At 67.4% G+C, this 22,826-nt stretch carries 20 protein-coding genes; 13 read left to right on the top strand and 7 right to left on the bottom strand.

Going from position 1 to position 22,826, the window contains the following annotated elements; all coding sequences use genetic code 11:
* Positions 1-5 precede the first annotated feature (5 nt).
* Positions 6-656, bottom strand: a complete 651-nt coding sequence (locus ACUZUJ_RS13205) for a DsbA family oxidoreductase (RefSeq protein WP_049443336.1) — start codon at positions 654-656, stop codon at positions 6-8.
* Positions 657-748: 92 nt separating this feature from the next.
* Complete coding sequence (locus tag ACUZUJ_RS13200) at positions 749-1,699, bottom strand: LysR family transcriptional regulator (RefSeq protein ID WP_182474386.1); 951 nt, start codon at positions 1,697-1,699, stop codon at positions 749-751.
* Between the two features lie 131 nt (positions 1,700-1,830).
* Between ACUZUJ_RS13200 and ACUZUJ_RS13195 the strand changes: the two genes are divergently transcribed.
* On the top strand, positions 1,831-2,721 hold the full coding sequence (locus ACUZUJ_RS13195) for a sterol desaturase family protein (protein ID WP_458219858.1): 891 nt from the start codon (positions 1,831-1,833) through the stop codon (positions 2,719-2,721).
* Positions 2,722-2,730: 9 nt separating this feature from the next.
* On the opposite strand, the gene ACUZUJ_RS13190 is transcribed toward ACUZUJ_RS13195, so the two are convergent.
* Positions 2,731-3,435: an AraC family transcriptional regulator gene (locus ACUZUJ_RS13190; protein ID WP_049443338.1), complete on the bottom strand. Its 705-nt coding sequence runs from the start codon at positions 3,433-3,435 to the stop codon at positions 2,731-2,733.
* Positions 3,436-3,728: 293 nt separating this feature from the next.
* Positions 3,729-4,163, bottom strand: coding sequence for a VOC family protein (locus ACUZUJ_RS13185; RefSeq protein WP_014037567.1), 435 nt, complete (start codon positions 4,161-4,163; stop codon positions 3,729-3,731).
* Between the two features lie 338 nt (positions 4,164-4,501).
* Between ACUZUJ_RS13185 and ACUZUJ_RS13180 the strand changes: the two genes are divergently transcribed.
* On the top strand, positions 4,502-7,297 hold the full coding sequence (locus tag ACUZUJ_RS13180) for a beta-glucosidase (RefSeq protein ID WP_080347461.1): 2,796 nt from the start codon (positions 4,502-4,504) through the stop codon (positions 7,295-7,297).
* 100 nt (positions 7,298-7,397) lie between these two features.
* Here ACUZUJ_RS13180 and ACUZUJ_RS13175 read toward each other — a convergent pair whose 3' ends face one another.
* Complete coding sequence (locus ACUZUJ_RS13175) at positions 7,398-8,294, bottom strand: LysR family transcriptional regulator (RefSeq protein ID WP_049443339.1); 897 nt, start codon at positions 8,292-8,294, stop codon at positions 7,398-7,400.
* A gap of 105 nt (positions 8,295-8,399) precedes the next feature.
* On the opposite strand from ACUZUJ_RS13175, the gene ACUZUJ_RS13170 reads away from it, so the two are divergent.
* The 3 genes from ACUZUJ_RS13170 (at position 8,400) to ACUZUJ_RS13160 (ending at position 12,207) form a co-directional block, all read left to right on the top strand.
* The gene (locus ACUZUJ_RS13170; protein WP_049443340.1) at positions 8,400-9,758 is read left to right on the top strand and encodes an MFS transporter; all 1,359 of its coding nucleotides are present in this window, start codon (positions 8,400-8,402) and stop codon (positions 9,756-9,758) included.
* Positions 9,758-10,144: a DUF4440 domain-containing protein gene (locus tag ACUZUJ_RS13165; RefSeq protein WP_049443341.1), complete on the top strand. Its 387-nt coding sequence runs from the start codon at positions 9,758-9,760 to the stop codon at positions 10,142-10,144. The genes ACUZUJ_RS13170 and ACUZUJ_RS13165 overlap by 1 nt, the downstream gene beginning before the upstream one ends.
* A 152-nt stretch (positions 10,145-10,296) precedes the next feature.
* Positions 10,297-12,207: a CocE/NonD family hydrolase gene (locus ACUZUJ_RS13160; RefSeq protein ID WP_101765678.1), complete on the top strand. Its 1,911-nt coding sequence runs from the start codon at positions 10,297-10,299 to the stop codon at positions 12,205-12,207.
* A 122-nt stretch (positions 12,208-12,329) separates the two neighbouring features.
* Here the strand turns inward: ACUZUJ_RS13160 and ACUZUJ_RS13155 are convergent, their stop codons facing one another.
* Entirely contained in the window at positions 12,330-13,283 is a 954-nt protein-coding gene (locus ACUZUJ_RS13155) for a helix-turn-helix transcriptional regulator (RefSeq protein WP_049443343.1), read from the bottom strand.
* 396 nt (positions 13,284-13,679) lie between these two features.
* Here ACUZUJ_RS13155 and ACUZUJ_RS13150 point away from each other — a divergent pair, with 396 nt between their 5' ends.
* The 7 genes from ACUZUJ_RS13150 (at position 13,680) to ACUZUJ_RS13120 (ending at position 21,613) form a co-directional block, all read left to right on the top strand.
* Complete coding sequence (locus ACUZUJ_RS13150; RefSeq protein ID WP_049443374.1) at positions 13,680-14,438, top strand: SDR family NAD(P)-dependent oxidoreductase; 759 nt, start codon at positions 13,680-13,682, stop codon at positions 14,436-14,438.
* A 129-nt stretch (positions 14,439-14,567) separates the two neighbouring features.
* The gene (locus ACUZUJ_RS13145; protein WP_005410036.1) at positions 14,568-15,020 is read left to right on the top strand and encodes an MgtC/SapB family protein; all 453 of its coding nucleotides are present in this window, start codon (positions 14,568-14,570) and stop codon (positions 15,018-15,020) included.
* 223 nt (positions 15,021-15,243) lie between these two features.
* Positions 15,244-16,902 (top strand): L-lactate permease, encoded by a 1,659-nt coding sequence (gene lldP, locus ACUZUJ_RS13140; RefSeq protein ID WP_049443344.1) that lies wholly within the window; start codon positions 15,244-15,246, stop codon positions 16,900-16,902.
* A gap of 53 nt (positions 16,903-16,955) precedes the next feature.
* A complete protein-coding gene (gene lldR / locus ACUZUJ_RS13135) occupies positions 16,956-17,720 on the top strand; it encodes a transcriptional regulator LldR (protein ID WP_012480578.1) in 765 nt (254 codons plus the stop codon).
* A 4-nt stretch (positions 17,721-17,724) separates the two neighbouring features.
* Positions 17,725-18,864 (top strand): FMN-dependent L-lactate dehydrogenase LldD, encoded by a 1,140-nt coding sequence (lldD, locus tag ACUZUJ_RS13130; protein WP_010485059.1) that lies wholly within the window; start codon positions 17,725-17,727, stop codon positions 18,862-18,864.
* On the top strand, positions 18,861-20,567 hold the full coding sequence (dld, locus tag ACUZUJ_RS13125) for a D-lactate dehydrogenase (protein WP_049443345.1): 1,707 nt from the start codon (positions 18,861-18,863) through the stop codon (positions 20,565-20,567). The genes lldD and dld overlap by 4 nt, the downstream gene beginning before the upstream one ends.
* Positions 20,568-20,728: 161 nt before the next feature.
* Positions 20,729-21,613 carry a hypothetical protein gene (locus ACUZUJ_RS13120; RefSeq protein WP_049443346.1) on the top strand — a complete coding sequence of 295 codons (885 nt, stop codon included), beginning with the start codon at positions 20,729-20,731 and terminating at the stop codon, positions 21,611-21,613.
* Between the two features lie 46 nt (positions 21,614-21,659).
* On the opposite strand, the gene ACUZUJ_RS13115 is transcribed toward ACUZUJ_RS13120, so the two are convergent.
* Positions 21,660-21,956, bottom strand: a complete 297-nt coding sequence (locus tag ACUZUJ_RS13115; RefSeq protein ID WP_014037553.1) for a hypothetical protein — start codon at positions 21,954-21,956, stop codon at positions 21,660-21,662.
* 171 nt (positions 21,957-22,127) lie between these two features.
* Between ACUZUJ_RS13115 and ACUZUJ_RS13110 the strand changes: the two genes are divergently transcribed.
* Positions 22,128-22,787 carry a hypothetical protein gene (locus ACUZUJ_RS13110; RefSeq protein WP_049443347.1) on the top strand — a complete coding sequence of 220 codons (660 nt, stop codon included), beginning with the start codon at positions 22,128-22,130 and terminating at the stop codon, positions 22,785-22,787.
* Positions 22,788-22,826 lie beyond the last annotated feature (39 nt).

The raw sequence follows: 22,826 nt of genomic DNA, 5'->3' as shown, positions 1-22,826 counted from the left end.
GCGGCTCAGGCCGCGACCAGGGGCGCCAGGGCCTGGCGCAGTTGCGGCAGCGGCAGGGTCTGCAGGCGCAGGCCGTTGCCGCCGATCACGGTGGGAATGGAGCGGATGCCGAGGGCAGCGGCTTCGGCACGATCGGCCTGCACGCGCTGGCGGACTGAGTCGCTGCGCATGTGGTCAGCGAAGGCGCCACGTGGATGGCCCAGCGATTCGGCGATATCCAGCAGGACTTCGGCATCGCCGATGTTGCGGTGCTGGTGCAGGTGCGCCCATTGCACCGCGTCGAACATCGCGCCATGGGCGTCATTGCCGCCGATCAGCCCTGCGGTCTGGCAGGCCAGTGCGCCGAGCCAGCCGGACGGATACTCGAAGTCCTGTGCGCGCATGCCTTCGATATCGATGCGCGCGGTGTCTTCATGCGTGGCGCAGTCGGTCCAGTGGCGCAGGATGATCGCCTTGGCGCGCTCCATCGAGCCGAACACCTCGACCATCTGCGCGCGCGAGTCCTGCAGCACGAAGCTGCGGTGGCGCACCTGGATGCCGAGTTCGGCGGAGACCTGCTGCAGGCGCGGGGCCAGTACGAAGCACCAGCCACAGACCACGTCGTGGAAGAAATCGACCACCGGCGCAGCGGTGGCGGGGGAAGGAACGGAAGACATCTGCCTGCCATCGGTGAGAGGGGAGGCGGCAGGTTAGGCAGCGCGACGTGGCCGAAACAGCACGCCGCGGGCAGCTCAGTTTTCGCTGGCGGTTACGAATCCAGGCCGGCGCAGCCGGGCAGCTCGGCGTGCAGGAAATCGATGAAGGCACGCACCTTGGGCTGCAGGTGGCGTGATGTGGGATAGACCGCATGCACGAAGCGCGGCGGATAGCGGTGGTCGGGCAGCACCTGCTGCAGTTCGCCACGGGCCAGCGCCGGTGCCGCCAGGAACGAGGGCAGGGCACCGATGCCCATGCCGGCCACCAGCAGGTCGCGCAGCAGCAGGCTGTTGTTGACGGTGACACGCGCCGGCAGGGTGATCGTTACCTGGCCATCGGGGCCGAGCAGCGGCCAGCTGCCGGGCGAGTCGGACAGGCTGTAGGCCAGCACGCTGTGCGCCTGCAGCTCGTCCACCGCTTGCGGTGCCGGATGCTGCCGCAGGTAGGACGGGGCCGCGCACAGCACCTGCTGCAGCGAGGCCAGCCGGCGCGCCACCAGTCGCGAGTCATCCAGCTCTGCACGCAGCCGCAACGACACGTCGAAACCCTCACCGACCGCATCAAGCAGGCGGTCTTCCATCACCAGGTCCAGCGACAGCTGCGGATGCTGCTGCAGGAAGCGCGGCAGCAGCGGCGACAGCGTGCTCAGCGCGAACGATTGCGGTGCATTCACGCGCAGGCGCCCGGCCACCTCGCCACGCTGCTCGGCGATGCCACGTTCCAATGCGTCCAGCTCGTCGAGCAGGCGGCAGCATTCGCGGTAATAGGCGTGGCCGGTCTCGGTCAGGCTCATGCGCCGCGTGGTCCGCTGCAGCAGCACCACGCCCAGGTGTGTTTCCAGCGTGCGCAACTGCTTGCTCAACCCGGCCGGCGACATGCCCAGGTCTTCGGCGGCGCGGGCCAGCCCGCCGCGTTCGACGATGCGGCGGAAGGCGCGCATCAGGTTGAAGGAATCCATGCCGGCCTCGGGCGCGATGAGGGCGCCATTGTAGATCCACGCCATGCGCGGATGCGGGAAACGCGGTGCCGACCACGATGGACATCCACCAGAGGCGGGCCGTGTTGCGCCGTTTGTTCAAGCCCGCAACCATCGCGCCACGCCAGCATGCAGGCCCCTCACGTTTCGGGTTGCCCATGAAGCACTGGATCCTCCGCCTGCATGCCCCGTTGTTCCTGCTGGGTTTCGTTGTCGCTGCCGTCGTCTGGATCGGCCACTGCCACGGTGACCCGCTATGGTTGCTGGCCTTGCTGGCGATCGCCATCGCGGTCTCGTTCGCCGCCGAGCGCGCGTGGCCCTACGACCCTGTGTTCAACCACGACCACGGCGACAGCCTGCGTGACGCCCTGCATGCACTGGTGAACGAAAGCCTGAACCTGCTGTCGATCGCGGCGGTGCCGCTGCTGGCGGCAATCATTCCATGGCAGGCCTGGCCGCTGCAGTGGCCATTCGCGCTGCAGGTGCTGCTGGCCATCGTCTGCGCCGACCTGGGTATCACTCTGGTGCACTACGCCAGCCATCGCATCGGCTGGCTGTGGCGGCTGCATGCGGTGCATCACAGCGTCACCCGCATGTACGGTTTCAACGGTCTGATGAAACACCCGCTGCACCAGGCGGCCGAAGCCGTCGGTGGCGTGCTGCCGCTGCTGGTGCTGGGCCTGCCGATGCCGGTGGCCGCGGTGCTGGCGTTCGCCATTGCCATCCAGCTGCTGCTGCAGCATTCCAACGTGGACATGCGCCCGGGTGTGCTGGGCCGGGTGATGGCCTGGGCGCCGCTGCACCGCTTCCACCACATGCGTTACGGCACCGCCGGCGACGTCAACTTCGGCCTGTTCCTGACTGTCTGGGATCACCTGCTGGGGACCGCCTTCGATGCGCCCGGCTATCGGCTGCAGCAACGCGACCTCGGCATCGGCAGCCAACCGGACTATCCGCGCGATTATCCGGGGCAGCTGCTGGCGCCGTTCCGCGAACTGCCGCATGGCGAGGTGCCGGCGCTGCCGGAAGGGTTGCGCAGGCGCGGATGATCGGCGGTGTCAGGCCGCATGCAGCTGCAGGCCGTGCAGCTGTGCGGCACCGATGCCGAACATGCGGCGCAGGCTGCGTGACAGATGGGCGAGGTCGGCGAATCCGGCCGCGTGCGCGCTGTCGGTCAGGCTGTACCCGCGCAGATGATGTGTGAGCGCGCTGCGCAGCCGTTGCCACAGCACCCAGCCGCGCAGGGTCACCGCCAGATCGGACTGGAAGCGCCGATGCAGTTGGCTGGTCGATAGATGCGCCGCCTCGGCGATATCGGCGGCCGGCACCGGGCCGGGCAGGTGCTGGGCGATACGGGACAGCGCCGCCTGTACGCGGCGGTCCAGCGGTTGCGGCCGGCTCAGCCGTGGCAACCAGTCGTGCAGCGCCAGCGCGTTGCCCGGCAGCGCGTGCAGGTGCTGCTGGATCTGGGTGGGATCGGCATGGGCCGGTTCAAGGAACACCGTGCAACCTGTGTGCGGCGCCGACAGGATTGCGTGCGGCTGGAATGACGGCAGCCACAGCCGCTGGCCCTGCTGCTGCACGCCATCGATCTCGACCTGCCAGGGCGCGCCGTCGCTCAGCAGCAGTTGATGGGCGTAGTGCGCGTGCGTATCGCTGTCACCGGCGTGGCCCTGCAGCACGGCTACGTGGGCATCCAGCAGCAGCGTGCCATTCCAGGGCAGGGCGGGGGAGGACATGGAGGGATTGTAGATCCACGCCATGCGTGGATGAATCTAGATCGAAATCGATTAATTCGACGATTGATCGAAGAGCATCCGCGCATGGCGTGGATCCACTGCAGATTGCGGCGAATTGTCGAAGGCGGGGTGGGTCCGGTTGCGGGGGCGTGAGCCGCATGGATGCGGCGACCGAGGCTACATGGACGTACTTGCGCCGTCCCCCGCAACCGGACCCACCCCGCCTACCTGCAGGAACCCAGCTTTTGCTGTTGCTCTGGCTGTTGACGTTGATGTTGCCTCGGCGGGTGCCGGGCGCAGCCCGGCCGTGCGTACCCTCACCGCCCGTGCGGGTCGGGCCGGTGATGTACGTACTCGACCACGGTGCCATCGGGATGCACCGCATTGAACGCCGCCCCGGTCGGGACCACCTGCAGCGGGAAGATGATCTCGGCGCCTGCGGCGACCAGTTTGTCGTGATAGGGCCGAACGTCATCGACCAGCAGCGTCCCCGTGGTCGAGGTGAACGGCGCCAGCGCTTCATCGCACCCTTCGATCAGCAGGAATGCACCGACCATCGCCAGGCGCAGGCCGGCATCGGGAAACGGAAAACCCGCATCGGCCACCACGCCCTGCAGCTGCTCGTAGAAGGCCACGCTGCGCTCCAGTTCGCCAGGCGCAACAAATACCCGGATCAGCACACGTGGGCTGCGTTGGCTCGAGGTATCACAGCGGTCGCGCCAGAGATGATCGAAGTCGCGGTGAATGTTCATGGGCGGGGTTCAGGGCCGGTGACGCCCCATTATCGGCAGCCCCGTGCGGCCCGCTGATGACTGCCGGTGATGGCCTGATAACCGGCGGCCAGGTTGCCCCTGTGACTTAGGTCCTGTTGACAGGTGTGAACGCCCTCGCACAATCTTCACATGATTGGGTCGCCCTGCGCGGCCCGGGCAGGCAGGTTGTCACGCCGGGAGGAGGGTCCCGCGCGCAGACCGGTCCGTCCTTCGGCCTGCGGGACGTTGCCTGGCAACCCCTGCGCGGCATGAACGCTGCACCCTTCGGCGGCACTTTCCCTGGACCGATTGCCTTGGCAACGGAATTACGCCTGCCGATGAAAACGTTTACAAAGCCGCTTGCACTGTCCCTGGCCCTGTCTGCCGCACTCGCCGCCCCGGCCTGGGCCGATCCTGCGGCGTTCACCGTGTTGACCCTGGAACAGGCGCCGACCGCCGAGGCGATGCCGGCCCTGGCCGCCCAGCTGAAGAGCCTGAAGGTGGACGCGGTGAGCGTGCGCCAGGTGCAGCGCGGCATCGGCCAGGTCGATCCGCTGCAGGTGCTGGCCGATGGCCTGGGCTACGAGTACCGCTTCATTGCGGCGGGCAAGGACGATGGCCAGACCCAGCGCGGCCAGGCTGTGCTGACCCGGTTGCCGATCGCTGCCGAATCCGGTCCGGACCAGCCGGGCCTGAACTACCTGCGCCTGGACGATGGCCGCCACACCGTGGCGGTCTACACCGATGCCGGCGCAGGTGCCGCACAGCTGCCGGCGCTGGTCACGCGCTCGCGGTTGGGCGCACCGGCGGTGCTGCTTGGCGCGGTGGCCGGTGAATCGGCCAAGGCTGCAGGCTTCGACCCGGCGCGTGTGGCGCTGGAAGCGGATGCCAGCTATTTCAGCGACGGCTTCCAGGCCGCCAGCAGTGCACCGTTCAAGGTGGAAGGCAGCACGCTGCGTGCCACGCTGCTGACCCTGGCCTACGCCGCCGACAAGCACGGCGACACGCCGTGGATGGACACCACCCTCAACGCCGATGCGCGCGCTGCGCTGCTGCTGAAGGCGATGACCGAGGATGAGAAGTTCCAGATGCTGCACAGCTACTTCGGGCTGGGCAAGGATGGTGGCCCGCTGCCGGAAGGCGCGGTCGGCTCGGCCGGTTTCGTGCCGGGCGTGGCGCGCCTGGGCATTCCGTCGCAGCAGTCGGCCGATGCCGGCGTCGGCGTGACCAATCCGGGTGGCATCCGTCCGGGCGACTTCGCCACGGCGATGCCGTCGGGCCCGTCCACCGCATCGAGCTGGAACCCGCAGGTTGCCTTTGCCGGTGGCGCGACCATGGGCCGCGAGGCCTGGCAGCAGCGCTTCAACATCCTGCTGTCGGGCAGCGTCAACCTGCAGCGCGACCCGCGCAACGGACGCAATTTCGAATACGCCGGCGAAGACCCGCTGCTGGCCGGTTCGATGGTCGGCGCGCTGATCCAGGGCGTGCAGAGCCAGCACGTGATCTCCTCGATGAAGCACTTCGCGCTGAACGACATGGAGACCCGCCGCAACTTCCACGACGTGCGCATCGGCGAACAGGCCATGCACGAGTCCGACCTGCTGGCCTTCGAGATCGCGCTGGACGCCGGCCGCCCGGGCGTGGCGATGTGCTCGTACAACAAGATCAACGGTACCTACGGCTGCGAGAACGGCTACCTGATGAACCAGGTGCTGAAGCAGGAATGGAAGTTCCCCGGTTTCGTGATGTCCGATTGGGGCGGCGTGCACAGTGGCTCGAAGGCGGCGCTGGCCGGCCTGGACCAGCAGTCGGCCGGTGAAGTGTTCGACGCGGCGGTGTTCTTCGACGAACCGCTGCGCCTGGCCGTGCATGGCGGCGTGGTGCCGCAGGCGCGCCTGAACGACATGGTGGCGCGCATCCTGCGCACGATGTTCCTGCACGGCAACTTCGACAACCCGCCGCAGCACCAGAAGGTCGACGCCGAGGCCGGTTTCGCCGTCGCCCAGCGCACGGTGGAAGAAGGCAGCGTGCTGCTGCGCAATGAAGGCAACCTGCTGCCGTTGGCCGACAGCGTGAAGCGCATCGTCATCATCGGTGGCCATGCCGACAAGGGCGTGATCGGCGGTGGTGGTTCATCGATGGTGGGCGTGACCGCCAAGGGCACCAACGCAGTGCCGGGCGTGCTGCCGACCACTTGGCCGGGCCCGGTGATCTTCCACCCGTCCTCGCCGCTGGAATCGCTGCGTACGGCGCGTCCGGATGCAACCTTCGAGTATGTGGACGGCAGCAATGCCGCCGCTGCGGCCAAGGCAGCCGCGCAGGCCGACGTGGCCATCGTGTTCGCCACCCAGTGGGCGGCCGAATCGGTGGACCTGCCGGACATGCAGCTGCCGGACAACCAGGACGCCCTGATCTCGGCGGTGGCCAAGGCCAACCCGAAGACCGTGCTGGTACTGGAAACCAACGGCCCGGTGCGTACGCCGTGGCTGGCGCAGGTGCCGGCGATGCTGCAGGCCTGGTACCCGGGCATCCGCGGTGGCGAAGGCATTGCCGCGCTGCTGACCGGCCAGGTCAATCCGTCCGGCCGCCTGCCGGTGACCTGGGTGGTGGACGAATCGCAGCTGCCGCGCCCGCACATCGACGGCCTCGGCTTCAAGCCGGCCAAGCCGTTCGGTGATGTGTTCGATTTCGATATCGAAGGCGCCAACGTCGGCTACAAGTGGATGGCGGCCAAGGGCCTGACCCCGACCTTCGCGTTCGGCCATGGCCTGTCCTATACCTCCTTCGCCTATGAAAACCTGAAGGTGAGCGTGGAAGGCTCGCGCCTGGTCGCCAGCGTCGACATCCGCAACACCGGCAAGCGCGCCGGTGCCGACGTCGCCCAGCTGTACCTGAAGTTGCCGGCCGGCAGCACCACGCCGATCCGCCTGATCGGCTATGACAAGGTGAACCTGCAGCCGGGCGAACAGCGCCGCATCCGCATCGAAGCCGAGCCGAAGACCCTGGCCCACTACGATGCGCAGGCCCGCCAGTGGAAGATCGACGGCGGCACCTACCAGGTGCAACTGTCGCGCAACGCCGCCGAACCGCTGCAGACGGTGGATGTGCCGCTGGTGGAGCAGGTGCTGCGCTGATGCCTGAAGACACGGCCCGCACAGGGCCGTGTCTGAAAAAGGGGACGGAGGGGATTAAGTCGTTTATGCATAAACGACTTAATCCCCTCCGTCCCCTTTTTCATGTGGCGAACCGGTCGCGCAGGAAATCAATCAGCTGCCGCACCTTCGGTGAGGGCTGCGTGCTATGCGGGTAGACCGCGTACACGCTCTGCTGCGGGAAGCGGTGCTGGCGCAGCACCGGGCGCAGCCGGTCCTGGGCCAGGTCGTCCTCGATCAGCCAGCGTGGCAGCACGGTGACCCCGGCGCCGGCCAAGGCGAACGCGCGCAGGCTGCTGGCACCATCCACGCGCACCACCGCGTTGCCCGGGTTGGTGGCAAACAGGGCGTCGCTGCCATCCGGTGCCACCACCGGAACATCGGCCAGGCGCGGGTAGCCCAGGCGGGGCAGGGTTCCCAGCAGTACAGGATCATCGGCTGCCTCGGCAGAGGGCAGGCGCGCCAGCAGGGACGGAGCCGCCACCGCGCACAGTGGGTGGCGCTCCAGTTCATTGGCGTGCAGGCCCGAGTCCGGCAGGCGGCCGAGGCGGATCGCCAGGTCGAAGCGTTCGGGAATCAGGTCGGCCGGTGCCGGTGAGGTCGACAGGTGCAGCTGCAAGGCCGGATGCCGGGCACGGAACGCCTCCAGCGCCGTGATCAGGCGCAGCTGTGCGTACTCCGGTGTGGTCGTCAGGCGCAGCACGCCCTGCAGCTGGTGCTGGTCGCGGCGCGCGGCATCGATCGCTGCCTGTGCGGCATCCAGCGCCTGCACGCAGTGCTGCAGGAACTGCTCGCCGGCCTCGGTCAGGGCCAGGTGGCGGGTGCTGCGCAGCAGCAGGGTCACGCCCAGCTCCTGCTCCAGCCGCTTCAGGTTGAAGCTGACCACCGCACGGCTCAGGCCCAGACGATCGGCGGCGGCGGTCAGGCTGCCGGCCTCGACCACGGCGCGGAAGATATCGAAGCGATCAAGGCTGACCATAGCGGTCCATTGTCAAAACGGGTTTGACAGTGTTGCAGCTGTCGTCGTGTTTTTCCAACAAGGCCCGGGCGGCATGCTGGCCGCTTCCCCGCTGGAGCGCCGCCGATGCCATCCCCCCGCCTGCGCCATGAGGCGATCTTCCTGCTGGTGTTCGCCCTGGATCTGGTCAACATGTTCATTGCCACGGTGGCCTATCCGGCATTGGCGGCGGAACTGCATGCCGACGTCGCTACCCTGGCCTGGGTCGGCACCGCCTACATGCTGGGCCTGAGCGTGGTGATTCCGCTGGCGCCCTGGCTGGCCGCGCGCTGTGGTGAGCGTCGCCTGCTGCTGGTGGCGTTGCTGCTGTTCGCGGTTGCCGCTGCGCTGGCCGGCGCCGCACCGGATATCGGCTGGCTGCTGGGCTGGCGCCTGCTACAGGGGTTGGCTGGCGGCCTGCTGATTCCCGTGGCACAGGCTGCGGCGTACCGGCAATGCACGCCCGACCAGCGTGGCGCGCTGACCCGCCGCATCCTGCTGGTGGCCCTGCTGGTGCCGGCACTGGCGCCGGCGCTGGGCGGGCTGTTGGTGCAGTGGTTGTCCTGGCGCGGCGTGCTCTGGGCCAGCCTGCCGTTGGCGGTGATGGCAATCGGCCTGGTGCTGGCCTGGATGCCGGCCGATGGCGCGCGCAGTACGCCGCGCCTGCAGGCCTATGCGCTGTCTACCGCGATGCTGGCGCTGGGCGCGTTGCTGTTGGCGCTGACCTGGCTGGGCGAGTCTGGACATCGCGGTGCCGGTGCCGTGTTGCTGCTGGTCGCGCTGCTGCTGGCGGCGGCCCACCTGCGGCATGCACGTCGGCAGGTGCAGCCACTGCTGCGCTGGTCGCTCCTGTCCCACCGTGGGCTGAGGCTGGCAATGCTGGTGTATCTGGCCGTGCCGGGCGTATTCATCGGCAGTCAGTTGGTCAGTACCCTGCAGCTGCACCAGGCCGGTTACAGCGCTGCACGCATCGGCGCGTTGATGCTGCCGTGGGCGCTGGCCTCGGCCATTGCGATCACGGCCAGCAAGCGCCTGCTGGCCCGCTTCGGCCCGGCCACGGTACTGCGTACGGGCATGCTTCTGCAGGCCAGCGGCCTGCTGCTGATGGCGCTGCTGCCGCAGCCGCACGTCGCGTTGGCCGGACTGCTGTTCGCGCTGATGGGCGCCGGCGGCAGCCTGTGCAGCAGCACCGCGCAGACGCTGGCCTTCCATGGGGTCGAGGGCGAAGCATTGGGCGATGCCAGCGCACTCTGGAACCTCAACCGCCAGCTCAGCTTCTGCCTGGGCACCGCGGCCATCGCGCTGCTGTTGGCATTGGCCATGCAATGGCTGCCGGCCCACGCCACCCGCGTAGCGCTGGGGCTGGCCGCCGTACTGACCCTGCTGCCTCTGGCGCTGCTGCGTCGGCCGCAACAGCTTTCCTTTCCGCAACCCGAGAATGCCTGATGGATACCACCGCAGAACATGAAATCCACCACCTGCACGACAAACTGCAGGCCTGGTTCCGTGCCGACGTCAGCACCGACGCGCTGCAGGACCTGATGGCGCATTTCTGCGCGGACTTCAGCATGGTCGGCATCGCCGGGCGCCGGTTGGATCGGCAGGCTGTGCAGGTGCTGTTCGAGGGCGGCCATGGCGCGCGTCCGGGCCTGATGATTTCCATCGAGGCCGTGCAGGCGGTGGCGGCGCCGTTGCCGCTGGCGGTGCTGCGCTATCGCGAAGGGCATTCGGTGGGCGAAGGGACGGTTGCCTGGCGGGAATCGTTGGCCGTGCTGCGGCAGGAAGAGGGCCGTTGGCGCTGGCTGGCGCTGCATGAAGTAGCGGCAGCCTGATCGGTCGTGCCGGTCGCCGGCGAGCGCAGCGGCACCGCAGGCACATGTGCCATCAGTCCTGCCTGCACCCACCGCAGAATGCAAAGCCTGCACACACTTCACGGCTCGGGGCAGGAGTAGGCTTGAGGCTTTCCTGCCGGGAGGGGTTGTCCATGCGTGTGCGTGCCGTTGCTGTTGCCATCGCCCTTTGCCTGTCCAGCACCGTGCTGGCCGCCGATACCCCGCCGATGACCCCGGACATCAGCGGCAAACCCTTCGTTGCCCCCGATGTCGGTCGTGACTACGACAAGCGCGTGGTGATGGTGCCGATGCGTGATGGCACCAAGCTGTATACGGTGATCGTGGTGCCCAAGGGCGCCCGCAACGCCCCGATCCTGCTGACCCGCACCCCTTACGATGCCGCCGGCCGCGCCAGCCGCAGTGATTCACCGCGCATGCGCGACCTGCTGCCGCAGGGCGATGAGGTGTTCGTCGACGGCGGTTACATCCGCGTGTTCCAGGATATCCGTGGCAAGTACGGCTCCGAAGGCGATTACGTGATGACCCGGCCGCTGCGCGGGCCATTGAACAATACCAAGGTGGATCACTCTACCGACGCCTGGGACACCATCGACTGGCTGGTGAAGAACGTTCCGGAGAGCAATGGCAAGGTCGGCATGCTCGGTTCGTCGTACGAGGGCTTCACCGTGGTGATGGCGCTGACCGACCCGCACCCGGCGCTGAAGGTGGCTGCGCCGCAGAGCCCGATGGTTGATGGCTGGATGGGTGATGACTGGCTCAACTACGGTGCGTTCCGCCAGGTCAATTTCAACTATTTCGCGATGCAGACCGAGAAGCGCGGCAAGGGCACGCCGCTGCCCAGCCTCGGCTACGACGACTACAGCACCTTCCTGCGCATCGGTTCGGCCGGCGACTACGCGCGTTTCACCGGCGTGGACCAACTGACCTGGTGGAAGAAGCTGGTCGAGCACCCGGCCTATGATGGCTTCTGGCAGGGCCAGGCGCTGGATGCGGTGATGGCAAAGACACCGCTGAAGGTGCCGACCATGTGGCTGCAGGGCCTGTGGGACCAGGAAGACATGTGGGGGGCCAACCACGCCTACCAGGCGATGGAAGGGCGCGACAGCGGCAACAACCGCAACTACCTGGTGATGGGCCCGTGGCGGCACAGCCAGGTGAACTACAGCGGCAGCGAGCTGGGTGCGCTGAAGTTCGATGGCGATACCGCGCTGCAGTTCCGTCGCGATGTGCTCAAGCCGTTCTTCGACCAGTACCTGGTGGACGGTGCGCCGAAGGCGGACACGCCGCCGGTGCTGATCTACAACACCGGTGAAAACCACTGGGATCGCCTCAAGGGCTGGCCGCGCAGCTGCGACAAGGGCTGTGCCGCCAGCAGCAAGCCGCTGTACCTGCGTGCCGGCGGCAAGCTGGCGTTCCAGGCGCCGGCGGCGGGCGAGGGTGACTTCGAGGAATACGTGTCCGACCCGGCCAAGCCGGTGCCGTTCGTGCCGCGCCCGGTCCGCTTCGGTGACCGCGACATGTGGACCACCTGGCTGGTCAAGGACCAGCGTTTCGTTGATGGCCGCCCGGACGTGCTGACCTTCATCACCGAACCGCTGGCCGCGCCGCTGCGCATCGGCGGCGCACCGGTGGTGCATCTGCAGGCGTCGACCAGTGGCACCGACAGCGACTGGGTGGTGAAGCTGATCGACGTGTATCCGGACCAGGAAGCGTCGACGCCGGAGATGGGCGGTTACGAGCTGCCGGTGTCGCTGGCGATCTTCCGCGGCCGCTATCGCGAGAGCTTCAGCGATCCGAAGCCGCTGGCCGCCAACGAAGTGCTGCCGTACCGCTTCGACCTGCCCAATGCCAACCACACCTTCCAGAAGGGGCACCGGGTGATGGTGCAGGTGCAGTCCAGCCTGTTCCCGTTGTACGACCGCAACCCGCAGACCTACGTGCCGAATATCTACCTGGCCAAGCCGGGCGATTACCAGAAGGCCACGCAGCGGGTCTGGCACAGTGCGGCGCAGGCCAGCTACATCGATCTGCCGGTGTATTGAGTTTGATGAGGTACGCCGGGTGCGCGATACCCGGCGGCTGCGGTAGTGCCGGCCGCTGGCCGGCAACCGCAATGGCGTGAAAGCGTGTCGACCAAGGTCGACATCTACCAGGGCAGGAGCTGCTACCCCACCTTTGACGGGCCGGTGCGCCAGCGGCTGGGCACCAGGCCGAAGCGTTTACGGAACGCGGCGGCGAAGTTGCTGGGATGGCGGTAGCCACTGGCAGCGGCGGCCTGCTCAACCGTCCATCCGTCTTCGCGCAGGCCCTGTTCGGCATGGCGCATGCGCTGCTCGTGCAGGTAGTCGAATACCGAGCTTCCATACTGCTGGGCAAAGTGGCGGCGCAATGAGCTGGGGCTCATGCAGGCCAGCCGGGCCAGCTCGACCAGGCTGTGTGCATGGCTGGGGTCGTCATGCAGGTAGCTGCGCACCCGTTCCAGGCGCTCACGCTGGCCGGCGCGCAGCGTGCGCACCTGATCGGTCTGCAGATCCTCGGCCTGCAGGCCGAGGGCCAGCAGCTGCAGTGCCACGCCTTCGCGCCACAAGGCGTCGATGCCGTCCTGCCACGGGCTGTCGAACAACTGGCCCAGCACCGGCAGCATGGTGTGGGGAATGGCCCAGTGGCGGCATTCCAGGTGCGTGCCAAGCGCCTTTTCCAGCTGTGGCATCTGGAAGACATCCGCGTCGATGCCACCCGGCACGATCACGCTGACCCCACGCAGGCGCGTTTCGCCGGGGTGTGCGCCGGTCATCTCGATCTGGTCGCGATGGTGGGCGGTCATCGCGGTGCCGGCACGCAGGGTGAAACTTCCGCGTCGCGGGATACGCACGTCGACCTGGCCCTGCAGCATCACGCGGATGGCGAGCCCGGGGCGCTGCTGCGCGGTAGCCACATAGGGGAACCGGTTATGCACGTCGGAGGCGATCAGGCTCATGCCACCGCGCATGAACTGTTCGTTGACTTCGCCGCGGCCGGCCCACTGGTCTTCGCGCAGGTGTTCCGGATCAGCGCGGTAATCGAAGCCATGGCGTTGGCCGAAGCGGCGGTAATCGGCAAAGGTGAAGTATCGGGACATCGCTCGGCACGTACAGGAGGGGGGAGGCGCTGGCGGCCATGGGCCCCTGTGCTGCCGCGTAGCGGGCAGCCTGGAAGGCCGGCAAACGCCAGGTTGGAGGGAATGTGTCGAAGAAACTGGAAACGTTTCCCATTGTCGCTGCGAATCATTCGCAGGGGATTTGAATACGGTCAAACCGATTGGTCATTACGGCCAAGTTGAACGGGGCGTCGAACATACGCCAGCGTTTTGGCGCTATATCCGTACTTGATTCCCTACATGAACCTCGGTTGAGGTTTCATTGCTGGAACGATCATCCGCGGACAGGCAGTTGGTCTGCTCGTCACAGCGGCCGGCGTAGGGTGATGGATTGGCGGCCGCGCGCCGCATCGCTACCCCCACCGATGGAGAATGCAGATGATTGATTACCAGTTGACCGGCAAGACCGCGATCGTGACCGGCGGCGTGTCGGGCATCGGCTTGGCCGTGACGCAGACGCTGGCCGCATCCGGTGCCCGTATTTCGGTCTGGGACCTGAAGCAGGATGCGGTGGATGCCACCGTGGCGCAGTTGCGCAGCACCGGTGCACAGGCCATCGGCATCGCGCTGGACGTCACCGACGACGCTGCGGTGGAGGCAGCCGTGCAGCGCACGATCAAGGAACTCGACGGCCTGCATGTGGCGGTCAACAACGCCGGTATCGGCGGGCCGGCGGCCAGCAGCGGTGACTATCCGATCGATGGCTGGCAGCGGGTAATCGATGTCAACCTCACCAGCGTGTTCCTGTGCCAGCGTGCGCAGATCCAGGCGATGCGCGCGGCCGGAACCGGCGGCAGCATCATCAACATGGCCTCGATCCTGGGCCAGGTCGGCTATGCCGGTTCCACTGCGTACGTCGCGGCCAAGCACGGCGTGGTCGGGCTGACCCAGACCGCCGCCTGGGAGCATGCGGGCGATGGTATCCGTGTCAATGCAGTCGGCCCGGGTTTCATCAGCACGCCGCTGCTGGAGAAGATGGACCCGAAGGTGCGTGCCACGCTGGAAGGGCGGCACGCGCTGAAGCGGCTGGGTACGGCGGAGGAAGTGGCGGCACTGGTGGCCTGGCTGGCCAGTGACGATGCCTCGTTCGCGACCGGCGCGTACTACGCCATCGATGGTGGCTACCTCGCGCAGTGATGCGTTGAACGCAGGGTGCGGTGACGCCGGGCATGGCCCGGCGCTACCAGGTGAACGGACTGTGGCGTGGCCTTCACCTCTGTGCCACGGGTGCCACGCGACGCTCCGGGAAACTCCCGGAGCCTGCCCATGGAACTCACCCAGGATGTCTCGATCCTGCTGCGCGTGGCCGCAGCGATGCTGTTCGGTGGCGTGCTCGGCGTCGAGCGCGAGATGGGCAAGCACGCTGCGGGCCTGCGCACGCACATGCTGATTGCCGGCGCTGCAGCGCTGATCGTCGGCCTCGGCGACTCGGTGGCCGAGCATTTCCAGCAGGAGCGTTACCGCGACCTGCTGCAGGTTGACCCGGTACGTCTTATCGAAGCGGTGGTGGCCTGCGTGGGATTCGTGGCCGCCGGCACCATCCTGCGCGGCTCACGCGAGGACCAGGTCAGCGGATTGACCACCGCAAGCTCGCTGATCATGGCGGCGGCCATCGGCATCGCCGTGGGCATCGGCAAGTACGTGATTGCGATCGGGGTGAGCGTGCTGTGCGTGCTTGTGCTGGCAGTGATGCGGCGGTTGGAGAAGCGGATTTCGTAGGGAATCTCGAGTTGCCGGCAAGCAGCCGGCACTACCATAGGGATCTATTTGGTCGGACCAATATGGCGCCTAGCCCTATGGTCTAATAGGCGCTTCGCCGGAGTGGCGGTTAAATCCGCTCCACGTGGTTCGATGATTCCGCTTATTGGTAGGACCAATAAATATCGATCACGGCGACCCACCGCCCGCGGTGGAGCACATCCCGCCCCAGTCGAGAGCCTTCATGCAGCCCTGGCAACATCTGTACGACCCCGCCGGCAACCTGTGGTTGTCCAGCCTGATCGCGCTGCTGCCGATCGCGTTCTTCTTCGTCGCCCTGGCCGTGCTGCGCATGAAGGGCTGGCTGGCCGGCACGATCACCGTGGCCATCGCACTCGGCGTGGCCCTGCTGTTCTACCGCATGCCGTTGACCCAGGCGCTGGGCGCGGCCGGGTTCGGCTTCGTCTACGGGCTGTGGCCGATCGCCTGGATCATCATCGGCGCGGTGTTCCTCTACAAAGTCTCGGTCAAGACCGGGCAGTTCGACATCATCCGCGCCTCGATCCTGTCGGTGACCGAAGACCAGCGCCTGCAGATGCTGATGGTCGGTTTCGCCTTCGGTGCCTTCCTGGAAGGCGCGGCCGGCTTCGGTGCGCCGGTGGCGATCACCGCCGCGCTGCTGGTCGGGCTGGGCTTCAAGCCACTGTATGCGGCGGGCCTGTGCCTGATCGTCAACACCGCGCCGGTGGCCTTCGGGGCGATGGGCATTCCGATCATCGTGGCCGGGCAGGTCACCGGCCTGGACGCGTTCGAGATCGGCCAGATGGCCGGCCGCCAGCTGCCGTTCCTGACCCTCATCGTGCTGTTCTGGATCATGGCGATCATGGATGGCTGGCGCGGCATCAAGGAAACCTGGCCGGCGGTGCTGGTGGCAGGTGGTTCGTTCGCCATCGCCCAGTACCTGACCTCCAATTTCATCGGCCCGGAACTGCCGGACATCACCGCGTCGCTGGCATCGCTGGTCTGCCTGACTTTGTTCCTGCGCCGCTGGAAGCCGGTACGGATCTTCCGCTTCGACACCGAAACCAGCGCCGAGGCGGCTGCACAGGCACTGGAAGCGCCGCGCTACAGCGTCGGCCAGATCGCCAAGGCGTGGTCGCCGTTCCTGATCCTCACCGCGATGGTCACGCTGTGGAGCATCAAGCCGTTCAAGTCGCTGTTCGCGGCGGGCGGCCCGCTGGAAAGCTGGGTGCTGAAGCTCCCGGTGCCGGGCCTGGACCAGATGGTGCAGAAGATGCCACCGATCGTGGACGCGCCGCTCAGCTATGAGGCGGTCTATAAATTCGACTGGTTCTCGGCCACCGGTACCTCGATCATCCTCGCCGCCGTGATCGCGATCATTGCGCTGCGCATGCCGGCCCGGTCGGCGTTGCAGACCTTCGGTGAGACGGTGCGTGAGCTGCGCATGCCGATCTATTCGATCGGCATGGTGCTGGCCTTCGCCTTCATCGCCAACTACTCGGGCCTGTCGGCGACGCTGGCGCTGGCACTGGCGCATACCGGTGATGCGTTCCCGTTCTTCTCGCCGTTCCTGGGCTGGCTGGGCGTGTTCCTGACCGGCTCGGACACCTCGTCCAACGCGCTGTTCTCGGCGCTGCAGGCCACCACCGCGCAGCAGATCGGCGTGTCCGACGTGCTGCTGGTGGCGGCCAACACCACCGGTGGCGTTACCGGCAAGATGATCTCGCCGCAGTCGATTGCCATTGCCTGCGCCGCGGTCGGCCTGGCCGGCAAGGAATCGGACCTGTTCCGTTTCACGGTCAAGCACAGCCTGATCTTCACCACGATGGTCGGCCTGATCACCCTGGCGCAGGCCTACTGGCTGACCTGGATGATTCCCTGAGCCATGCACGGTCAGCCGACCACCCGCTGCGCGCTTCGGGCCACAATGGCACCATGAGCACGCAACGTATTTCGGACAAGGTGGCCGCGCAGCTGCGCGGCCTGGTGCAGGAACAGCGGCTGCAACCGGGCGATCGGCTGCCGGCCGAGCGCACCCTGGCGGTGCAGCTGGGGGTCTCGCGCACCGCGCTGCGCGAGGCCATCGCGCAGCTGGCCAGCCAGGGCCTGCTGACCGCACGGGTGGGTGGCGGCACCTACGTGGCCGAACCCGCGGCGCGCGCGCGGCAGGCGCTGGATGAACCGCTGGCGCCGTACCTGCCGCTGTTCCAGGGCGACCCGGAGTACCGCTTCGACGTGCTGGAGATCCGCCACGCGCTGGAAGGTGCCACCGCCTGGCATGCGGCGCTGCGTGCCACCGACGAGGACCGCACGCGCATCGCCCAGGCCTTCCAGACCATGATGGACGCGCACGGCAAGGACGACCCCACCGGCGAAGCCGAGGCCGACGCCGCCTTCCACCTGTCCATCGCCGAGGCCTCGCACAACCTGGTGCTGCTGCAGGTGATGCGCGGCCTGTTCGAACTGCTGCAGACCAACATCTCGCAGAGCCGCGAGAAGCTCTATACCTCGGCGAGGACCTTCTCGCCGCTGTCCGACCAGCACCGCGAGATGATGGACGCGGTGCTGGCCGGCGACCCCGAACGCGCGCGCGCCGCCGCGCATGCCCACCTCGAGTTCGTGCACACCACGCTGCGCACCCTCGATGACAACGAAGCCCGGCGTGCGCGGGCCTCGCGTCTACCTTCCCCACACGGTTGACCCCATGATCATCTCCGCCTCCACCGATTACCGTGCCGCAGCGCAACGCCGGCTGCCGCCGTTCCTGTTCCACTACATCGATGGCGGCGCGTATGCCGAGCACACGCTGAAGCGCAACGTTTCCGACCTGTCCGACATCGCGCTGCGCCAGCGCATCCTGCGCAACATGTCGGACCTGAGCCTGGAAACCGAGCTGTTCGGCGAAAAACTGGCGATGCCGGTGGCGCTGGCGCCGGTCGGCCTGACCGGCATGTATGCCCGGCGCGGTGAAGTGCAGGCGGCGCGCGCGGCCGACAGCCGTGGTATCCCGTTCACCCTGTCCACGGTATCGGTGTGCCCGATCGAGGAAGTGGCCCCGGCGATCCAGCGGCCGATGTGGTTCCAGCTGTACGTGCTGCGCGATCGGGGCTTCATGCGCAATGCATTGGAGCGCGCACAGGCTGCGGGCGTGACCACGCTGGTGTTCACCGTGGACATGCCGGTGCCGGGCGCGCGCTACCGTGACGCGCACTCGGGCATGAGCGGTCCGAACGCCTCGCTGCGCCGCATCGGCCAGGCCATCACCCATCCGCACTGGGCGTGGGACGTGGGCCTGTTCGGCCGCCCGCATGACCTCGGCAACATCTCCACCTATCGTGGCAACCCGACCGGGCTGGAGGATTACATCGGTTGGTTGGGCAGCAACTTCGATCCGTCCATTTCGTGGAAGGACCTGGAATGGATCCGCGAGTTCTGGAAGGGCCCGATGGTGATCAAGGGCATCCTCGACCCGGATGACGCGCGCGACGCGGTCAAGTTCGGCGCTGATGGCATCGTGGTCTCCAACCACGGTGGTCGCCAGCTGGATGGCGTGCTGTCCACCGCGCGTGCATTGCCGGCGATTGCCGATGCGGTGCAGGGCGACCTGAAGATCCTCGCCGATTCCGGCATCCGCACCGGCCTGGACGTGGTGCGCATGCTGGCGCTGGGGGCCGATACCGTGCTGCTGGGCCGTGCCTTCGTCTATGCGCTGGCCGCACAGGGCGAGGCCGGCGTGGCCAACCTGCTGGACCTGATCGCCAAGGAGATGCGCGTGGCGATGACACTGACCGGCGCGCGCCGCATCGCCGACATCGGTCGCGATTCGCTGGTCAGCCTGCCATGAGTGGCCACGATGCCGTGCTGGCGCAGTTGCGCGACGCAGTCGGCAGTCGCCACGTACTGACCGGCGACAAGGCCACCCGCCGTTTCCGCCGTGGCTACCGCTTCGGTGAGGGCCCGGTGCTGGCGGTGGTGCGCCCGGGCACGCTGCTGGAGCTGTGGCGTGTGCTGCAGGCGGCGGTGCAGGGCGGCGCGGCTATCATCCTGCAGGCAGCCAACACCGGCCTGACCGGTGGCTCGACCCCGGATGGGAACGACTATGGGCGTCCGATCGTGCTGGTCAGCACGCTGCGCCTGACCGGCATCCAGCTGTTGAACGAAGGTCGGCAGGTGCTGTGCCTGCCCGGCGCGACACTGGACCGGCTGGAACAGACGCTGGCGCCACTGGGCCGTGAACCGCATTCGGTGATCGGCTCGTCCTGCATCGGCGCCTCGGTGCTGGGCGGCATCTGCAACAACTCCGGCGGCGCGCTGGTGCGTCGCGGCCCGGCCTACACCGAGCTGGCACTGTATGCGCAGGTCGATGCGCAGGGCCAGCTGCAGCTGGTCAACCATCTGGGCATCGCGCTGGGCGATACGCCCGAGCAGATCCTGCAGCGCCTGCAGGCGGGTGATTACCGTGCTGCCGACGTGGGTGACGGTGACGGCCGTGCCGCCTCCGATCCGCGCTACGCCGAGGAAGTGCGCCGGGTCGATGCCGATACGCCGGCACGCTTCAACGCCGACCCCAGCCGCCACTTCGAGGCAGCGGGATCTGCCGGCAAGCTGGCAGTGTTCGCGGTGCGCCTGGACACCTTCGAGAAGGAGGCGGCCGAGGTCTTCTATATCGGCAGCAACCGTACCGACAGCCTCACCGCGATCCGGCGCCAGCTGCTGACCGGCTTCGAACGCCTGCCGATTGCCGGCGAATACATCCACCGCGATGCCTATGACATCGGCGAGCGCTACGGCAAGGACAGTTTCCTGCTGATCGATCGCCTCGGCACCGCGCGTGTGCCGGCCGCGTTCGCATTGAAGAGCCGGGTTGACGGCTGGTTCGAGCGGCTGGGCCTGCGCGGGGTGACCGACCGGGTGATGCAGGTGCTGACCGGCCTGCTGCCCTCGCACCTGCCCAAGCGCATGGGCGAGTTCCGCCAGCGCTACGAGCATCATCTGCTGCTGAAGGTCTCCGCGCAGGACGCAGCGGAAACCGAGGCCTGGCTGCGCGGCTTCTTCGCCGACCACGAGGGCGGTTACTTCCACTGCACGGCCGATGAGGGGCGCAAGGCCTTCCTGCATCGCTTCGCCGTGGCCGGTGCGGCGGTGCGCTACCGTGAGGTGCATCGCGACCAGGTGCAGGACATCGTGGCGTTGGACATCGCCCTGCGCCGTGATGACGCCGACTGGTTCGAGCAGCTGCCGGCCGATATCGACGGCCGCCTGCTGCACAAGCTGTATTACGGCCACTTCCTGTGCCATGTGTTCCACCAGGACTACATCGCGCGCAAGGGCGAAGACCCGATGGCGATCGAGCATGCGATGTGGGCGCTGCTGGACCAGCGTGGCGCCGAGTATCCGGCCGAGCACAACGTCGGCCACCTGTACCCGGCCAAGCCGGCGCTGGCGGGGTTCTACAAGCAGCTGGACCCGAGCAACACGTTCAACCCCGGTATCGGCCAGACGTCGAAGGCGAAGGGGTGGGGCAGCTGCGATTGCAGTGGGCATTGACGGATACAACGCGGCTTTGCTGTAGAGCCGAGCCTATGCTCGGCTGCTCTTCCCGACAGACAGCAGTCGAGCATGGCTCGACTCTACAAAGGTGAAGTCGAGCGAGCTCGACTCTACCGGGGCAGCGGTTACCATCGAAAGCCCAACCGCAGGAGCCGCCCATGCCCACCCTCGTTGCCCGCACGACCCTGTGCGCTGCATTGCTGGCGACCCCTTTGCTGGTGCTGGCGGAGCCCTCGATCCTGCCGCAGCAGCGTGACGCCGCCGGCAACGTGATGGAGCCATTGGGGCAGGTGCTGGAACCGAGCGGGCAGGGCGAGGCACGCATGCAGTACTGCACCCTCGATCGTGCCTGGTGCGTGCGGGTGCAGCCGGTGGCCGAGGACGGTGACCGTCCAACCTCGCTTGAGGTCTCTGAGAAGGTGGCCGGCGAAAGCAAACCGCATGTCTACCACGTCAGCATCGACGTGCCGCAGGAAAGCGAGCTGTCGCTGTGGCCGTGGATCGTGCGGTTGGCGCCGGGCGTGGGCAGCGATGAAGCAGTCACCGATCCGCAGCAGCGCGCCCGCCAGAACGTGCTGGTGGGCGGTGTCGTCAAATTCAGCGCGATGTACTCGGGCGGTGGTGCCGACGCATCCACGCTGCAGCTGGCGCGCGTGCGACATCTGCAGGAAGACATTCAGGTGGACGACGACGTGCTGACCCTGCCATGGCTGGGCAACGCGATGATCCGCGCCTGTTTCAGCGAGCAGGACATGAAGCAGCGCGCAGGCGCCTGCCACGACGAGTACGGGTTCTCGGCAAGGCTGGCGCTGGATACGGCCGCAGAGGGCATGCCGGTGCTGCGCTACCAGACGGTTGCGACCCGGTTCCCGGCGGGTGTTTCGCGCTTCGAGGATTCGCTGGCCAAGGGCCCGCTGAAGAAGAAGGACCTGCGCACCGAACAGGACCCGGCGTGCAGCTATACGCGACTGTTCCGCTTCAGCGATGGGGTATTCCACCCCGACCAGGCGTTGCCGGACTGCGCCGGCTATACCGAGCCCTGAACTGTAGCGTCGAGCCATGCTCGACCCTACAGAACCTCTGCCGCGCTTATTCGCAGCGGGTGGCGGTGATGATGTTGTCCTTGTCCACGTACACGCGCAGGCGGTCGTGGCGGATGTCCTTGGTTGTGATGGTGTTGGGGCCGATCGGGTTGACCAGGCCGGCACCGCTCTCGCTGGACAGGCGGCGGATGTTGGGTTCATTGGCCGGCTGGCCGATCGCCCAGCCGAGCTGGCTGGCGTCGCAGTGGCCGGTGCCCTTGACCTGCGGGCCCGGGGTGCTGACACAGGCCGACAGCAGCAGGGCAGAGGCCGGCAGCAACAGGGACAGACGGAATGCAGACATGCGAGCGCTCCTGCGCAGGGGAAGATGGCGGGAACGATAGCACCCGGCGCGCGAAAGGCGTCAGCGTCCCGGTCATTGCCGGCACAGCATGGTCATTGCATAGTGGGAGGGATGACTGGCAGCACGCCAGCGGGCAGGCCGGGCCATTCCGGTGCAGGTGCTGGATACGGTATGACGGCAGGCAGTTTCCGCGACAAGCGCAGGGCGATGATGGTACTTGCAGTGTCGGTGCTGGGCGTGGCATTTGCCGCCACCGCGGCCGAGCCAGTGCCGGCCGCAGCCGCGGAAGCGCCGGTGTTCGGTGCCTGGCGCAACCTGCAGACCGAGGCCGGCTACGCGCCGGCCCAGCGCAATCTGGCCTTCGCGATGCTGCCGCAGGCCGCGACCCGTGGCGATCGATTCGCTGTTGTGGACCGTGAGGGCAAGCGCGCGGTGTGCTGCCTGCAGGTGGCCAGCCCGTCGCTGGGCGTGGCCGCGCTGCGCGAGCAGTACCACCTGCCGCAGGCCTGGGTGACCGACCTGAGCAATGGCCGCAGTCCGGCGCGTCCTTACCTGCCGCATGTCTATGCGATGCAGCGGGTAGACGAACTGGCCGACTATGGCTTCGCCGATGTTCCGGGGGCCTACAGCGACCTGGGAGGGCTGCTGATTCCCGAAGGTGCCGCCCTGGAGGCTGATGGCAGCGCCGTGCGCCTGGGCGATGACCGTTACCCCCTGCATTTCCAGCGCCAGCCGCATGCCGATGACGATGGCGCGCTGGACCGCTACACCCTGCAGGTGGGCGAGGGCGTGGCGCCGATCGTGGTTGAAGTGCCGTTCGGCACCTACTGATTGCAGCACTGTACTGGCTAGAATGCAGCGCGGCGCCGT

Source organism: Stenotrophomonas sp. S4, from assembly GCF_054187805.2.
Note: the sequence above shows the minus strand (reverse complement) of the source record. Positions and strands in the feature narration are given on the sequence as shown.

Bases quoted from the DNA above. Each gene is read 5' to 3' on its own strand.
- ACUZUJ_RS13180 (WP_080347461.1), top strand. From the start codon at position 4,502: ATGAAAACGTTTACAAAGCCGCTTGCACTGTCCCTGGCCCTGTCTGCC.
- ACUZUJ_RS13200 (WP_182474386.1), bottom strand. From the start codon at position 1,699: ATGGCGTGGATCTACAATGGCGCCCTCATCGCGCCCGAGGCCGGCATG.
- ACUZUJ_RS13110 (WP_049443347.1), top strand. From the start codon at position 22,128: ATGACGGCAGGCAGTTTCCGCGACAAGCGCAGGGCGATGATGGTACTT.
- ACUZUJ_RS13185 (WP_014037567.1), bottom strand. From the start codon at position 4,163: ATGAACATTCACCGCGACTTCGATCATCTCTGGCGCGACCGCTGTGAT.
- lldP (WP_049443344.1), top strand. From the start codon at position 15,244: ATGCAGCCCTGGCAACATCTGTACGACCCCGCCGGCAACCTGTGGTTG.
- ACUZUJ_RS13155 (WP_049443343.1), bottom strand. From the start codon at position 13,283: ATGTCCCGATACTTCACCTTTGCCGATTACCGCCGCTTCGGCCAACGC.
- ACUZUJ_RS13205 (WP_049443336.1), bottom strand. From the start codon at position 656: ATGTCTTCCGTTCCTTCCCCCGCCACCGCTGCGCCGGTGGTCGATTTC.
- dld (WP_049443345.1), top strand. From the start codon at position 18,861: ATGAGTGGCCACGATGCCGTGCTGGCGCAGTTGCGCGACGCAGTCGGC.
- ACUZUJ_RS13165 (WP_049443341.1), top strand. From the start codon at position 9,758: ATGGATACCACCGCAGAACATGAAATCCACCACCTGCACGACAAACTG.
- ACUZUJ_RS13190 (WP_049443338.1), bottom strand. From the start codon at position 3,435: ATGGCGTGGATCTACAATCCCTCCATGTCCTCCCCCGCCCTGCCCTGG.
- ACUZUJ_RS13115 (WP_014037553.1), bottom strand. From the start codon at position 21,956: ATGTCTGCATTCCGTCTGTCCCTGTTGCTGCCGGCCTCTGCCCTGCTG.
- ACUZUJ_RS13160 (WP_101765678.1), top strand. From the start codon at position 10,297: ATGCGTGTGCGTGCCGTTGCTGTTGCCATCGCCCTTTGCCTGTCCAGC.
- ACUZUJ_RS13195 (WP_458219858.1), top strand. From the start codon at position 1,831: ATGAAGCACTGGATCCTCCGCCTGCATGCCCCGTTGTTCCTGCTGGGT.
- ACUZUJ_RS13170 (WP_049443340.1), top strand. From the start codon at position 8,400: ATGCCATCCCCCCGCCTGCGCCATGAGGCGATCTTCCTGCTGGTGTTC.
- ACUZUJ_RS13145 (WP_005410036.1), top strand. From the start codon at position 14,568: ATGGAACTCACCCAGGATGTCTCGATCCTGCTGCGCGTGGCCGCAGCG.
- ACUZUJ_RS13150 (WP_049443374.1), top strand. From the start codon at position 13,680: ATGATTGATTACCAGTTGACCGGCAAGACCGCGATCGTGACCGGCGGC.
- ACUZUJ_RS13120 (WP_049443346.1), top strand. From the start codon at position 20,729: ATGCCCACCCTCGTTGCCCGCACGACCCTGTGCGCTGCATTGCTGGCG.
- ACUZUJ_RS13175 (WP_049443339.1), bottom strand. From the start codon at position 8,294: ATGGTCAGCCTTGATCGCTTCGATATCTTCCGCGCCGTGGTCGAGGCC.
- lldR (WP_012480578.1), top strand. From the start codon at position 16,956: ATGAGCACGCAACGTATTTCGGACAAGGTGGCCGCGCAGCTGCGCGGC.
- lldD (WP_010485059.1), top strand. From the start codon at position 17,725: ATGATCATCTCCGCCTCCACCGATTACCGTGCCGCAGCGCAACGCCGG.